The sequence below is a fragment of the Agrobacterium sp. 16-172Ci genome, from assembly GCF_053522725.1.
On sequence record NZ_JBNWBW010000031.1, the window covers coordinates 66,579 to 81,062 of the forward strand.

Genomic DNA, 14,484 nt, shown 5'->3' on the forward strand with positions numbered 1-14,484 from the left:
CCACAATCGTCCCGTTCCGCATGGGGATTTCGCATCGATGACAGACCGGCTTTCCGCTGCAACCCTGCCCCGCCTGCCGCAATCCGTCACGACACCCGCCTATGACCGCCAAAGCGTCACGCCCGGCATCGTCCACCTCGGCGTCGGGGCCTTTCATCGGGCTCATCAGGCGGTTTTCATCGACGATTGCCTTAATCGCGGCGAAACCCGATGGGGCATCGTTGCGGCATCGCTGCGCAGCCCGGATACGCGCGACGCCATCGAGCCGCAGGATAATCTCTACACCTTTTGCCTGCGAGACGGGGAGAGCGAGCGCCTGCGCATCATCGGCTCGATTCTTGAAACCATCGTCGCCCCGGAAGAGCCCGAACGGCTGGTGGAGCGGATGGCCGATCCGCGCGTCCTCATCGTCACACTGACCGTGACGGAGAAGGGTTACCTGACCAATCTTGCCGCCCGCAGCCTGCTGCGCGATCATCCCGATATCGTCCATGATCTCGAAAACCCGGAGCGGCCGCGCTCCATCTTCGGCTTCATCCTTGCCGCCACTCGGCGCAGGCGCAGGCAAGGTTCTCAGCCCCTGACGCTCCTTTCCTGCGACAACCTGCCCGCAAACGGCCATGTGCTGCAAAAGCTGCTGCTGGAATTTGCGGAACTGGCCGATCCGGAACTGGCATCCTTCATCGAAACCAATATTGCCTGCCCCTGCTCGATGGTGGACCGGATCGTTCCCGCCACCACGGATGCGGACCGTGAGGCGATTTCGACCGCACTCGGCCTCAGCGAGGCCTGGCCGGTGGTGGCCGAACCCTATTTCCGTTTTGTCATTGAGGACCGTTTTCCGCATGGAAGGCCGGCGCTCGAGAAATCGGGCGTGGAATTCGTCGGCAATGTCGAGCCATACGAGCATATGAAGCTCAGAATGCTGAACGGCTCCCACAGCGCCATCGCCGCCATCGGCCAGATTGCCGGCCTTGCGACGGTGGCGGATGCATGGGTTGAAAAGCCCGTGCGCGATTTCATCGACGCCTATTGGCGCGAGATCGAACGGACGCTCGACCCCGCCGTTGACGGGGCGGAATTCGCAGCCGGCCTGCGGGATCGTTTCGCCAATCCCTCATTGCAGCACAAGACCATGCAGATCGCCTCCGATGCATCGCAGAAAGTGCCGCTGCGCATTCTTGGCCCCTTGCGCGAATTGCTTGCGGAGAAGGCTGAAAGCCGGACGGTTATTTTCGCCGTCGCGCTCTGGATAAGGTCCTGCGCGGACAAGAATGAAAAGGGGCAGCCGATCACCATTCTCGATCCCGCTTTCAAGGAGTGGGATGCGCCGGATCAACTGGCAATGGGGCCGGAGGCGGTCGTCGACCGTTTTCTGACTTTCGAACGCACATTTGGCAGCGACCTGCCCGGGAACGAGGCCTTCGTCCCAGCCCTGAAAGCCGCCTATCGAGACATTCGGGAACACGGCGCGCTTGCGGCAATCGAGCGTTTCGTGAAGTCCTGAAAAAGAACAGGCCGGAAATCCGGCCTGTTCCTAACCTCGGTCGTCAGCCTTCAGGCGGTCGCCGCCAGCCGTGCCGCCTTGCGGCGTTCCACGCGGGCGCGGATGGCATCGACATCCGTGATCGGTGTCGCGGCGAAAAGCTGGCGGGTATAGGGATGCTTCGGATCGGCGAAGAGTTCCTCGCGCGTGCCCTGCTCCACCGCCACACCCTTCGAAATGACCATCACATCGTCGGCGATGTAACGCACCACCGAAAGATCGTGGCTGACGAAAACATAGGTCAGCTCGAATTCTTCCTGAAGGTCGGCAAGAAGGTTCAGCACCTGCGCCTGCACCGAAAGATCGAGCGCGGAGACCGGCTCGTCCAGCACCAGCAGCGCCGGGTTCAGCATCAGTGCGCGCGCAATGGCGATGCGCTGGCGCTGGCCGCCGGAGAACATGTGCGGATAACGGTTGAAATGCTCAGGACCGAGACCGACCTTCACCAGCATGGCTTCGGCCCGCTCGCGGCGCTCGGAAGCCGGTATCTTGGTGTTGATGACCAGCGGCTCCATCAGCACGTCGCCCACCTTCTGGCGCGGATTGAGGCTGCCATAGGGGTTCTGGAACACCATCTGTACCTTGGAGCGCATCTCCGTATCCGGACGGCGTCTTGCGATAGCGACAGGTTTGCCTTCGATCTTCAGTTCGCCGCCGGATGCCGGATCGATCAGCGCGATGATGCGGGCCAGCGTCGATTTACCGGAGCCGGATTCACCGACTATGGCGAGCGTCTTGCCGCGCTCGACGGTGAAGTCGATGCCCTTCAGGGCCTGCACCGTCTTGGCGCCGCCGAACAGGCCGCCGGGAACGTGATAGTCGCGGGTAATGCCCTTGCCTTCGACAACGATACTCATTGAACGCCCTCCTTGCCGAAGAAATCGGAAACCGTGGGCAAACGGTCGCCGGTGGCATTTTCCGGCAGGGCCGAAAGCAGTGCCTTGGTATAGGGATGCTGCGGGGCCTCGAACAGGCTCAAGACATCCGCCTCTTCCATCTTGCGGCCCTTATATTGCACGACGACGCGATCTGCGGTTTCCGCCACCACGCCCATGTCATGGGTGATGAGGATCAGCGCCATGCCATATTCCGCCTGCAGGTTCATCAGCAGATCGAGAATCTGCTTCTGGATCGTGACATCGAGCGCAGTGGTCGGCTCGTCGGCGATCAGCAGGCGCGGCTTGGAAGCGATCGCAATCGCGATCATCACGCGCTGGCACTGGCCGCCCGACATCTGGTGCGGATAGGCCTTGAGCTTGGTTTCCGGCTCGGGAATACCGACAGCCCGGAACAGTTCCAGAGCGCGGGCGCGCGCGGCAGCGCCGCTCATGCCGAGATTGAGGCGCAGAACCTCCTCGATCTGGAAACCGACCGTGAATGACGGGTTGAGCGAGGCGACCGGCTCCTGGAAGATCATGGTGATCTCGCGACCGATCACCCGGCGGCGTTCCTGCGGTGACATGGCCAAAAGGTTCTTGCCATCGAAGGTCATCTCGTCGGCGGTAATCGTCGCCGTATCGGGCAGAAGCCCCATGACGGCGAGCATCGATACCGACTTGCCGGAACCGGACTCGCCGACGATGGCCAGTACCTCGTGTTTGTCGACGGAAACATCGATGCCGTTGACGGCCGTGAAGGCGCCGGTGGCGGTGGCGAATTTGACGGTGAGGTTCTTGATTTTCAGCAGGCTCATCGCTCAGCTCCGCTTCAGTTTGGGATCGAGCGCATCGCGCAGGCCGTCACCCATGAGGTTGATGGCGAGCACCGAGATCAGGATCGTCAGGCCCGGAAGGGTAACGACCCACCAGGCGCGCAGGATGAATTCACGCGCTTCCGCCAGCATCGTGCCCCATTCGGAGGCAGGCGGCTGCGCGCCCATGCCGAGGAAGCCGAGTGCAGCCGCATCGAGAACCGCAGAGGAGAACGAAAGCGTTGCCTGGACGATCAGCGGCGCAAGGCAGTTCGGCAGGATGGTCTTGAACATCAGCCGGAGATTGCCGGCACCGGCCACGCGCGCGGCCGTGACATATTCACGCCTGAGCTCGCTCATGACGGCAGCGCGCGTCAGACGGGCAAAATGCGGCTGATAGACGATGGCGATGGCGATCATGGCATTGGTGAGGCCCGGACCGAGGATCGCGACCAACACCAGCGCCAACAGCAACGACGGAAACGCCAGGATGACGTCCATAACACGCATGATGACGGTATCGACCCAGCCGCCGAAGAAGCCGGCAATGAGACCGATGACGATGCCGCCGACGAGCGCGATGGAAACGACAACGATACCGATGAACAGCGAATATTGCGCGCCGTAGATCAGGCGGGACAACATGTCACGCCCGACGGCGTCCGTGCCGAAGAAGAAGCCGGCACGGCCGCCTTCCTGCCAGACCGGCGGCACCAGCAGCGCATCGCGATATTGCTGGGTCGGATCATGCGGCGCGATCAGCGGCGCAAAAACCGCGACCAGCACGAGAAGAATGAACACGGCAAGCCCGATGACGGCGCCACGGTTCTGGCGGAAATAGAACCAGAAATCGGCGATCATCCGGCGGCGGATGGCGGCGTCTGACAGGCGCACGCCCGGAGTGGTGATCACATCGGTCATTTGTGACGGATCCTCGGATTGATGAGGCCATAGGTCAGATCGACGAGCAGGTTGACGATCATCACCAGACCCGCGATCAACAGCAGGCCGCTCTGCACGACCGGATAGTCGCGGCGAGAGATGGAATCGATCATCCACTTGCCGATGCCCGGCCAGGAAAAGATGGTTTCGGTCAGGATCGCGCCAGCCATCAGCACGCCGATCTGAAGACCGATGGTGGTGACAACAGGGATCATGGCGTTGCGCAGCGCATGAATGCCGACCACACGGGAAGGAGACATGCCCTTGGCACGGGCCGTGCGCACATAATCCTCACCGAGTACTTCCAGCATGGCTGAACGCGTCTGGCGCGCAATCACGGCAAGCGGAATGGTGGCAAGCACCACCGAGGGCAGGATGAGATGCGACAGGGCCGAGGCAAACGCGCCCTTCTGTCCCGAAATCAGGCTGTCGATCAGCATGAAACCGGTAACGGAGGGGAAGAAATACATCAGCGAGATTCGGCCTGACACCGGCGTCCATTGCAGGATACCGGAGAACATGATGATGAGCAGCAGCCCCCACCAGAAGATCGGCATGGAGAAGCCGACGAGCGCCGTCGTCATGGAAATCTGGTCGAACCAGGAGCCACGACGAATGGCGGCGATGACGCCGACCGGAACGCCAATCAGCGTTGCGATGATGATGGCAACGAGACCAAGCTCGACCGTCGCGGGAAAGAGCGACAGGAACTCGGTGAGAACCGGCTTCTTGGTGACCAGCGAATTGCCGAGATCGCCCTGAAGCAGCCGTCCGAGGAAATGGAGATATTGCTGCCAGATTGGCTGGGCAAAACCGAGCTGTTCGGCAAGCTGCGCATGCCTTTCGGGCGAAATGCCACGCTCGCCCGCCATCAACAGCACGGGATCGCCCGGCAGGACGCGCACGAAGGCGAAGGCGACGATGGTAATCCCGAGGAAGGTCGGAACGAGATAGAGAAGTTTGCCGAGAATGAACCGGATCATGGTTTTTTCCTGAAAAGACGCGCGGAAGAACAGGGTTCTTCCGCGCGTCCGGTTGTTCGGGGATTACTCCGCGATGTCGACGTTTTCGAAGGTGAAGTCGCCAAGCGGGCTCATGGTGAAGCCGGAAACCTTGGCGGACATGGGAACGAACTGCGTGGAGTGCGCAAGCGTCGCCCACGGAGCCTGTTCCTTGAAGATCACCTGTGCCTGCTCATAAAGCTTGGTGCGCTCGGCAACGTCGGTGGTCTGCTTTGCCTTGGCCAACAGGTCCGAGAACTCCTTGTTGCACCACTGTGCACGGTTCGCACCGCCTTCACCGGTTGCGGCGCAGGACAGGAGAACGCTGAGGAAGTTGTCCGGGTCACCATTGTCGCCGGTCCAGCCGAGGATGACGGCGCCGTCGCGCTTCACTTCGGTGGACTTCTTGAGGTATTCACCCCATTCGAAGGAAACGATCTCGGCCTTGACGCCGACCTTCGCAAAATCCGACTGGATCAGCTCGGCAGTACGACGGGCGTTCGGCATGTAAGGACGCTGCACCGGCATTGCCCAGATCTTCATCGACAGATCCTTGACGCCAGCGGCTTCGAGAGCCTTTTTGGCAGCTTCCGGATCGTAAGCATCGTCCTTGATCCTGTCGTTGTAGGACCACATTGTCGGCGGGATCGGGTTCTTGGCAACCTGGCCGGCACCCTGGAACACGGCGTCGATGATCGCCTGCTTGTTCATCGCCATGTTCAGCGCCTTGCGGACTTCCGGCTTGTCGAAAGGTGCAACGGTCGTGTTGTAGGCGAAGTAAGCGACGTTCAGACCCGGCTGCTCATCGAGCTTGAGGTTCTTGTCGGCGCGGATGGTCGCCAGATCAGCCGGAGCCGGGTATGGCATCAGGTGGCATTCGCCAGCCTTCAGCTTCTGCAGGCGGACGGCGGCGTCAGGCGTGATCGCGAAGATCAGGTCGTCGATCTTCGGAGCTTCACCCCAGTAGTCGGCATTCTTCTGGTAGCGGATGACCGCGTCCTTCTGATAGGCGACGAACTTGAACGGGCCGGTGCCGATCGGCAGGTTGTTGAAGTCTTCCTTGGTGCCGGCCTTTTCCAGCGTATCGGCATATTCCTTCGACACGATGGAGGCGAAAGGCATGGCGATATTGGCGAGGAACGGCGCTTCCGGGCGGGTCAGCACGAACTTGACCGTGTAATCGTCGACCTTGACGATTTCCTTGATCAGGGACGGCATTTCCATGGAGTTGTAATATTCGTAGGTGATGCCTGCGATGTACTGGTTCCACGGGTTCTTCGCGTCGCCCTGGCGGTTGTAGCTGAAGATCACGTCGTCAGCGTTGAATTCGCGGCTCGGCGTGAACTTGTCGTTGGAGTGCCACTTGACGCCCTTGCGGAGGTGGAAAGTGTATTCGAGACCATCCTTGGAAACGTCCCATTTTTCCGCAAGGCCGGGCTCTACTTCGGTCGTGCCCTTCTTGAACTCGGTCAGACGGTTATAGACCGGATGCGCGGAGGCATCGAAGGTGCCGCCTGCGGTATAAGGCGACGGATCGAAGCCTTCCGGCGATGCCTCGGAGCAATAAACGAAGGTCTTCGCCATGGCGGGCATGGCGGAAGTGATCGCAATCGCAGAGGCGATAAGCAAACTGCGGGTCAGCGTTTTCATCTGGTGGTCCTTTCCCTCTTTTTCTGAGTTCCTGCGGCCCCGTCCGGGGGCCTACCTCTTCTGGTCAGCAGCGACATGGGATCACCCCTATCGCCGTTCGGTCCTTTGCCTCCCGACCAATTACCCGGCGACCGGCTGAAACAACCGGTCGAGGTTCTTCTCCGGTGGGCAGAACCAGCGCGGTCCCGCCTCCGTCATATAGGCTATATCCTCGAGACGGACGCCGCATTCGCCATAAACGCACAGCATCGGCTCGATGGAAAAACACATGCCCGGCTCCAGCGCCGTGGCATTTCCTGCAACGATATAGGGTTCTTCGTGAATATCCAGCCCAAGCCCGTGGCCGGTGCGGTGCGGCAGGCCAGGAAGCTGATAATCCGGGCCGAAACCGGCCGCTTTCAGGCTGTCGCGCGCGGCCCTGTCCACATCCGAGCAGGCAGCGCCGACTTTGGCTGCGGCAAAGGCCGCCGCCTGCGCGTCGCGCTCGGCGTTCCAGAGGAAACACTGCCGTTCCGTCGGTTTGCCAAAGACATAGGTGCGGGTGATATCGGAACGATAGCCATGAAGAATGCCGCCAAGATCGACCAGCACCATATCGCCTTCGCTGAGCGTCTGCGCATGGGGCACGCCATGCGGATAGGCCGTCGCCTCGCCAAACTGCACCGCCACGAAAAGCGGCTTCAGGCCAAGGGCAATATGCGCCGCATTAACGAAATCAGCGACTTCCGTGGTGGAAACGCCGGGACGCAGACCTTCGAACACGGCCTTCTGCACGCCGTAACTCGCGTCCATCGCCGTCTGGATGATGGCGATCTCGGCTGCGGATTTGACCTGCCGCTGGGCGACGATCATCGGCTGGGCGGAAATGATGCGCCCTTCAAGGCGCTGCATGAGGGCCGATGCGAAAACAAAGGGGGTGGCGGGATCGATGGCGACAAGATGACCGGGACAGGTCAAGGCACCGATACGTCTTGCCATCAGGTCGAAGGGACTTTCATCCTCCTCCCAGACGGCAACCTCACCCGCAATGCGGATGAGCGTCTGAAGCTTCGGCTCCTCGAAGGTCGGGCTGACATAGACCGGCACACCTTCCGCCGGCACCAGGGCGCCGTGAATGCGCTCGGAAAGACCAAGCGACAGGCCGGTATAATAGGTTAGCGACGATGATGCATCGAGCCAGACCGCCTTGATATTTTGCTGGATCATTCGCGCCTGCAGGCCGCGTAGTCGCAACCTGAGCTCGTCTTCAGCGATCGATGAAACCGCGATCGGCTGAAACCGCTTCAGCGCCTCTTGAAAGTCTGCCATTCTCTCCCCGCCGCTTTCGGGCCGCAGACACAGGCGTGCCAGCAACCTCCCAAGCGTTCTTTTGCCCATGCTTAAACACAGGGCGGGGGGTAAGCAATGGCCCGGCAGGGCACGCCACCACAAAACTGTGCAAATTTATCTAGACATAACGAAAATGTGATCGACGCACGCCTGATTTCAACATTCGTTGCCTTGACGCAGAAATTCAAAATCCCCCGGAAATCCAAGGGGAGACTGCGGACCGTCTTCAGCACCGAGCCGGTGCACGGGAAGTAAACGGCCAAAAACATTTAAGGAAAAGACGCCCAGAAAAGGAAAAAGCCTGCCGCGGGAGGAGGTGCGGCAGGCTTCAAACTTGATCGGTGATTGGGAGGAGGAGTACCACCGATCCACATCGAGCGACGCTGGGAGGAGGAGTGCGTCGCTTCGATGATTTGAATATAGCGGTATCCGTGATTTTTAACAGAGCAAGTCTCGCAATGCAGCATTGCATTTCTGCATAGCTCGAAAATTCCTGCCCGGTTTTTCAGCACTCCCCAAAATCGCGGGAAAATCAGCTTTCCCGATAGACCTGGAAACCGGCGAAGGACTGGTTGACCGGCATGAGTTCGAGGCTGTTGATGTTGATATGTTTGGGCTGCGAGGCGACCCAGTGGATGGTGTTGGCAATATCGTCCGCCGTGATCGGATTGACGCCCTTGTAGAGATTGTCCGAGGCTTCCTGATTGCCGCCGGTGCGCACCAGCGTAAATTCCGTTTCGCACATGCCAGGCTCGATGGACGTCACCCGCACGCCCTTGCCATGCAGGTCGGAACGCAGGCCGAGCGAAAACTGCCGCAGGAACGCTTTGGTACCGCCATACACATTGCCGCCCGTATAGGGGTAATGCGCGGCCACAGACGAGAGGTTGACGACAATACCCTTGCGCCCGATCAGCGTCGGCAGCAGATGGTGGGTGATGTTCAGGAGACCGGTGATGTTGGTGTCCACCATGATCTGCCAGTCTTTCAAGGGCACCTGCGGTGCGGGCGCGGTGCCGAGTGCGAGACCGGCATTGTTGACGAGAACGTCGATATCCCGGAAGCCCTCCGGCAATCCGGACAGCGCCTTTCCTGTCGCTTCCTCGTCGGTGATATCGAAGGCGAGGCCATGAAAGGCGGAACCGAGCTCGGCGGAAAGCGCCTCCAGCCGTTCCGCCCGCCGGCCCGTGCCGATGACCTTCCAGCCCTCCTTGACGAAGCGCCGCGCCGTGGCCTGTCCGAAGCCGGATGTCGCGCCAGTGATGAGGATGGTTCCGCTCATGATGATGCCTCCACTCTATTGGTTTTTTCAGGGTCAATCGGTGTCAGTAACTTTTCGGCCGCCGCCGCGAGACAGCGCCTGTAGGCCTCGAGATCCGTATACAAAGCCTCTTCGGGAGCATCGCCAACGATGATGACGCCGCCGCGCCGCAAAATCCCGCCATGCAGCATGAGATTGTCGACCATGTCGAAATTCTCGATCGACAGCCCGTCCGGCCCACGATAACGGCCCGTTTCATCCAGGGTGGCGACGCCGCCATAATGCGCCTTGATGCGGGTGAAGTGATTGGCCGCGACATTGGTATAGGCGAAAACCGGCTTGCCCAGCGCACACATGAAGCCCAGCTCATAGCTGGTTCCCGTATCGGCGGCGATACCGCGAAACGGCGTGAGGTTGGCGACCACCGCATCCGCTTCCAGCATCATCCGCTCATCGACGGCATTGATGTTGCAGCCGTGACCGACCCTGGTATCCGCCGGCGGAATTTGCAGATCGCCCGGCGAAAGCGGCGTGAAACCGGCTTCCCGCGCCAGCGAGGCCTTGAGATCGAGCATTTCGCGCGCGTTCGGGAGGAAGACTTCCGGTCCGGCGAGATAGATTTTCTTTGTCATCGGGAATTCATGCGATTTGTCAGGAAAGGATTTCCCGACCCTAACCCGGGGGCTTTCGCAAAGGCAAGGGCCAAGGGCATGCGGCGTGACGCACCGGACGAGCCGATAAAACGGTATCGTCCCGCCGCTCTTTCCGTTATAGCCGGAGCAAGAAACTTGAATTTCTGGAGCAGGACATGGCAGCACCCATCCGTTACCACGAAGGCGATATTTCCGCCGAAGATGCCGCGCGTTACACCGGCGCCATCGCAATCGATACGGAAACGCTGGGACTGGTGCCGCGCCGCGACCGCCTCTGTGTCGTTCAGCTTTCACCGGGCGACGGCACGGCGGACGTCATACGCATCGCCGCCGGTCAGAGGCAAGCGCCGAACCTCGTACGGATGCTTGCCGACCCCGCTCGCCAGAAGATTTTTCACTATGGCCGTTTCGATATCGCCGTCCTGTTCCACACCTTCGGCGTGACGACCACGCCGGTCTTCTGCACCAAGATCGCCTCGCGGCTGACCCGCACCTATACGGACCGGCACGGGCTGAAGGATAACCTCAAGGAAATGCTGGAAGTCGATATTTCCAAGGCCCAGCAATCTTCCGACTGGGCGGCCGAGACCCTGTCGCCGGCGCAGCTCGAATATGCCGCCTCCGACGTGCTGCACCTGCATGCGCTGCGCGACAAGCTAACAGGTCGTCTCGTGCGTGACGGCCGCCTCGACCATGCCGACGCCTGTTTCGCCTTTCTGCCGACCCGCGCGAAGCTCGACCTCCTCGGCTGGGAGGAAACCGATATTTTCGCCCATAGCTGAGCGAGCCCGCATCCGGTTTAAGCACTGATTTACCAGAATTGCCTATTCTCGGCCGCAACTTTGAGCGGCCAGGGACTTTGAGGGATGATTACTCCGCTACAGCAGACGGCGGGCATTGCAGTCAGCGACCTCATGCGCTCGATGGCCGAAACCATCGAGGAACGCCAGCGCGAAGAGCAGGAAAAGGCCAACGGCACCAAAAAGGACGATGCGGTCAAGACAAACCCGCAGCCGGACGAAAGCCAGCGCGCCGCCAATGAGAAGATAAGCGCCTATCTCTTCGGCGTCATGAAGCCGGATGCCGATGCTTTCGCCTCGCTTGTCTCCCGTTTTTCCTCCGCGCTGGGCATCACACAGGAAAAGGACGAATCGAGCTTTTCCTTCGCACGAAGACTTCAGGATGCGCTGACCCTGACCGACAGCTTCGAAAAAACCGATGCGCAGGGGAAAGCCACGAGGATTTCCCTGAAATCCTTCGGCGTTTCCGAGGCTGAGGTCGTGGACGTGCTGAACAATGGCGTCAACAGCAAGACCGATCCCATGGCCGCCCTTGCCGCCCGCATCGCAAAGGGTGCAGGCCTCACAGGCACGGAAGAGGATTTCGGCGAGCAGATGTCGAAAGCCATCATGGCGGCGCGCGCGACCCTGCCGAAAAACGTCGACGATCTGGAAGAATCGACCGGCCTCAAACAACTCGGCGTCTCCGCCCGTCAGATGATCTCCGCCATCGCCAACCCCTATGGCGATGAGGCGCGCGCGGTGAAGGAGGCCTTGGACGAACAGGCGCAGGGCACCCGCTTCATGACGCGTGAAACCCTGAAGGTAATTCAGCGTCTCGAAGATGTCGCCGATCCCAAAACCAGGGAAGAGTTGCAGGCCGAACGCGGCAAGGATCGTATCGGCGAAATCAACGATGCCGAGGTGAAGGCCGAGCGGGAACAGGATATTCAGGCGCGCGATGCGCAGGGCAAGCTTGAAGATGTGCAGGAGCTTCAGGACGTCGTGAAGGAGCATATCGATGCTTCCGGCGATGAAAAAACGGAAAGCGTCGACCCGCAGGCGCCGGCCGGCACATCGTCGGAAACGGCCCTGATCGCCGTGCTTGCGGCTGCGCCGGCTGAGCAAGCCGCCCCGGCGGAAAACGAAAATCAGCCTGCGGAGACAGACGCGGGCACCGATCCGGCCGATGCGGAAGACGACGGCGAAAAACTGCTCGATGCGCAGGCGCTTGTCGAAGACACCCGCAACGCCATTTTGCCGATCTCGATCGACGACAATGGCCTTTATGAACTGCTGAAGAAAAAGGCGGCATGATTGCCGCCTCCGATCGTCACTTGAGCGAAACATGATGTGAGTTCAGACATGAACGATATTTCCGGCCTATCCGGCAGCGCCGCTTACGACACAGAACCCAATGCCGCGCAGGCGCTGCTATCCATGGCCGCCCCGTCGCTCGTTCCGGATGATGCGGCCTTCACCGCGCCCGCTGAGGAAGACAGCCTCATCGACCCGGTCAACATTCAACCGGAACGAAACCTTCCCAAGGCAAGCTGGCTCGATGCCATGCCGCCGGAAGCATTTGAGACGGCGCCCAGCGATCCCGACCATATTTCCTCGGTCAATTCCGACGATAACGGACTTTACCGCATGTTCATCGGCGTTTCGCCCTGACCGGACGCGCAATTCCTTGGTTAGCCAAATCTTAATATCTGCAAGCCAAGATTGAGCTTGATGATTCTGTATGCGCTGCAACCGACATTGCGGCCAGAGGCGTATACGGCGCTCCCGCATGAGCGGGCGAGATGACACCTGTCCATCACCGGCGCGGCGATTTTTCAACATTCAAGCCAGATGCGGATCACAGAGCCAATGGGGATTGGCCCTTTCGCAGCCAGCGGCGGTCACCGATAGAAACGGAGCGCAGCATGTTACCGCCTGTACCGAAAATTGCGGCAACCGATGCCGCCTATGGAACCACGGTTTCACTGACACCGCGCGAGCAGGTGAAACAGATTGCACCGCCGCAACCGAACACTCCCGCCCCTGAAAACAGCAGCCTTTTTGCCCGCGCGGCAATCGCCTCCCTTGCCAGCGAATTTCAGCTCTCGCGCAGCACCGCCGTTCTGGCGGAAGCGCTCGGCAAGCTGATGAACCTGCCCCGGCGGGATGGCGAAGCCATAGAGACCTATGTGACGCGGCTGACGGAGGCGCTCCGCACCCTGCCCGCGCCACAACGCCTGGCGCTGGAACAGCAGGTCGGCAAGGCCCTGCAGGGCCTGACCCTTTCGATGCTTGCCGAAATCCTGAAACAGCCGACCGGGCCGGATGCTGCCCGCCTCGCGCTGCTGATCGAGCTTTCCCGTTACAAGGGAACGGACCTTGCGGCAAAGGCGGTGGTTTCCTCCTATCAGCAGAACAATTCCTCCAATCCCGCCCCCGCGCAATCGGCCCAACCGAAACAGCAAAACGCACCGGGCCAGAATGCGGAAGCTCGCCCGTCTCCGGCCGCGACAGCGCAGGCGGCAAATTCCGCCACCGTCAGCCGGCTCCTGCCGCTGCTCATCGGGCCGCTCGCCCTCAGTGGCGCAGCGATGAAAGCCACGGTGGCGGCGCTAACGGCGCAACTGGACCCCCGGCCCACGCTTTCCACCCCGCCTGCCGACACACATGATACGCCGACCAATGCCGCAAAGCCGGATGGAAGAGCCGAAAACACGGCACGTCCGCTTCCGCCACAAACCGGCAGCGTGATGAAGGAAGTGTCGGCCGAGGCCCGCCCGGCAAATCCGCCCCGCGCCGAGACCGGCGAAGCCCGCCCTGCCCTTCCGCATCGGGAGACGATGAAGCCGGAGCAGAAAGAAATCCGCACGGGCCTTACCCCGCCATCCGGTTTGTTCGCAGACGACGCCGAGACCGTGAACAGCCTGCTGCTTGCCGCCACCGCCGGCAAACTTCCGCTCAAGCCGACCGGCACGCAAGAACCTCCGCCCGCACAGCAGGGTGTTGCGCAGCAACCGTCCGACGATCAGCCCGCCGAAAAATCGACCCTCGCAACAGCCGCCGCCCGCCCCTCGGGTGAGGAAACGGAAACGGCGACCCATCGCCCCGAAACCCAGCCGCTGCCGCGGGCCATGCTGGACCCGGAAGCGAGGATGGCGATGCTGGAGCAATCGGCTTCGCAATCGTTGATCGCCGCGGCTCTGGTAAAAGACGGAACACCGCTGCCGCTTGTCGCCTATCCTCCGGCGGATGAGGACTATGAATCGGAAACGCCGCCGCGCGGAGGCAGCCCGTTTTCCGAGGATGAGGCAAACGACGAGACCGAAGCCGGCGCTGATAATTCCGACGGTCAGGACGAAAAAGAAGAGCGCATCGCCGCCAATGACGGGATCGACACGCAGGAAAGCCCGACGGCGGTGGCTTCCGACGACAGCGCGGAAAATTATTATCTGAAGATGAGCGGCATGCTCTGAATTCGGCGTGATCAGATTGGAATGTAAGTCGCGCCAATCACGCCGACGTCATCCTCGGGCCTGTCCCACTACTGTCCGGTTTAAATTTGTGGCCATTGGAAGGCCATCTGGTTTTGATTTGTGGGTTTGTCTGGTGGCGGGTTTAGAAGCCGATCGG

Annotated in this window: 13 protein-coding genes; 5 read left to right on the top strand and 8 right to left on the bottom strand. The window is 60.8% G+C overall.

From position 1 onward, the window contains the following. Positions 1-37 precede the first annotated feature (37 nt). Positions 38-1,507, top strand: a complete 1,470-nt coding sequence (locus ACQZ40_RS22520; RefSeq protein WP_448748677.1) for a mannitol dehydrogenase family protein — start codon at positions 38-40, stop codon at positions 1,505-1,507. Positions 1,508-1,557: 50 nt separating this feature from the next. Here ACQZ40_RS22520 and ACQZ40_RS22525 read toward each other — a convergent pair whose 3' ends face one another. The 8 genes from ACQZ40_RS22525 to ACQZ40_RS22560 form a co-directional block, all read right to left on the bottom strand. Next, the gene (locus tag ACQZ40_RS22525) at positions 1,558-2,403 is read right to left on the bottom strand and encodes an ATP-binding cassette domain-containing protein (protein ID WP_448748678.1); all 846 of its coding nucleotides are present in this window, start codon (positions 2,401-2,403) and stop codon (positions 1,558-1,560) included. Then, positions 2,400-3,239 carry an ABC transporter ATP-binding protein gene (locus ACQZ40_RS22530; protein WP_003522485.1) on the bottom strand — a complete coding sequence of 280 codons (840 nt, stop codon included), beginning with the start codon at positions 3,237-3,239 and terminating at the stop codon, positions 2,400-2,402. Before ACQZ40_RS22530 ends, ACQZ40_RS22525 begins: the two co-directional genes overlap by 4 nt. Before the next feature lie 3 nt (positions 3,240-3,242). After that, a complete protein-coding gene (locus ACQZ40_RS22535; RefSeq protein ID WP_078052630.1) occupies positions 3,243-4,157 on the bottom strand; it encodes an ABC transporter permease subunit in 915 nt (304 codons plus the stop codon). Next, complete coding sequence (locus ACQZ40_RS22540) at positions 4,154-5,161, bottom strand: ABC transporter permease subunit (RefSeq protein ID WP_078052629.1); 1,008 nt, start codon at positions 5,159-5,161, stop codon at positions 4,154-4,156. The genes ACQZ40_RS22535 and ACQZ40_RS22540 overlap by 4 nt, the downstream gene beginning before the upstream one ends. A 63-nt stretch (positions 5,162-5,224) precedes the next feature. Beyond that, on the bottom strand, positions 5,225-6,829 hold the full coding sequence (locus ACQZ40_RS22545; protein WP_448748679.1) for an ABC transporter substrate-binding protein: 1,605 nt from the start codon (positions 6,827-6,829) through the stop codon (positions 5,225-5,227). 120 nt (positions 6,830-6,949) lie between these two features. Further along, positions 6,950-8,137 (bottom strand): M24 family metallopeptidase, encoded by a 1,188-nt coding sequence (locus ACQZ40_RS22550; RefSeq protein ID WP_448748680.1) that lies wholly within the window; start codon positions 8,135-8,137, stop codon positions 6,950-6,952. A gap of 553 nt (positions 8,138-8,690) precedes the next feature. Next, the gene (locus tag ACQZ40_RS22555) at positions 8,691-9,440 is read right to left on the bottom strand and encodes an SDR family oxidoreductase (RefSeq protein ID WP_174058452.1); all 750 of its coding nucleotides are present in this window, start codon (positions 9,438-9,440) and stop codon (positions 8,691-8,693) included. Beyond that, on the bottom strand, positions 9,437-10,051 hold the full coding sequence (locus tag ACQZ40_RS22560; RefSeq protein WP_174058451.1) for a nucleoside 2-deoxyribosyltransferase: 615 nt from the start codon (positions 10,049-10,051) through the stop codon (positions 9,437-9,439). The genes ACQZ40_RS22555 and ACQZ40_RS22560 overlap by 4 nt, the downstream gene beginning before the upstream one ends. Positions 10,052-10,227: 176 nt before the next feature. Here ACQZ40_RS22560 and ACQZ40_RS22565 point away from each other — a divergent pair, with 176 nt between their 5' ends. The 4 genes from ACQZ40_RS22565 to ACQZ40_RS22580 all read left to right on the top strand — a co-directional run bounded on the left by ACQZ40_RS22565 (position 10,228) and on the right by ACQZ40_RS22580 (position 14,327). Further along, positions 10,228-10,854, top strand: coding sequence for a ribonuclease D (locus tag ACQZ40_RS22565; RefSeq protein ID WP_035263279.1), 627 nt, complete (start codon positions 10,228-10,230; stop codon positions 10,852-10,854). Between the two features lie 84 nt (positions 10,855-10,938). Beyond that, complete coding sequence (locus tag ACQZ40_RS22570; RefSeq protein ID WP_448748681.1) at positions 10,939-12,168, top strand: hypothetical protein; 1,230 nt, start codon at positions 10,939-10,941, stop codon at positions 12,166-12,168. A 48-nt stretch (positions 12,169-12,216) separates the two neighbouring features. Next, positions 12,217-12,525 carry a hypothetical protein gene (locus tag ACQZ40_RS22575; protein WP_448748682.1) on the top strand — a complete coding sequence of 103 codons (309 nt, stop codon included), beginning with the start codon at positions 12,217-12,219 and terminating at the stop codon, positions 12,523-12,525. 254 nt (positions 12,526-12,779) lie between these two features. After that, the gene (locus ACQZ40_RS22580) at positions 12,780-14,327 is read left to right on the top strand and encodes a hypothetical protein (RefSeq protein ID WP_448748683.1); all 1,548 of its coding nucleotides are present in this window, start codon (positions 12,780-12,782) and stop codon (positions 14,325-14,327) included. The last annotated feature ends 157 nt before the right edge of the window (positions 14,328-14,484 follow it).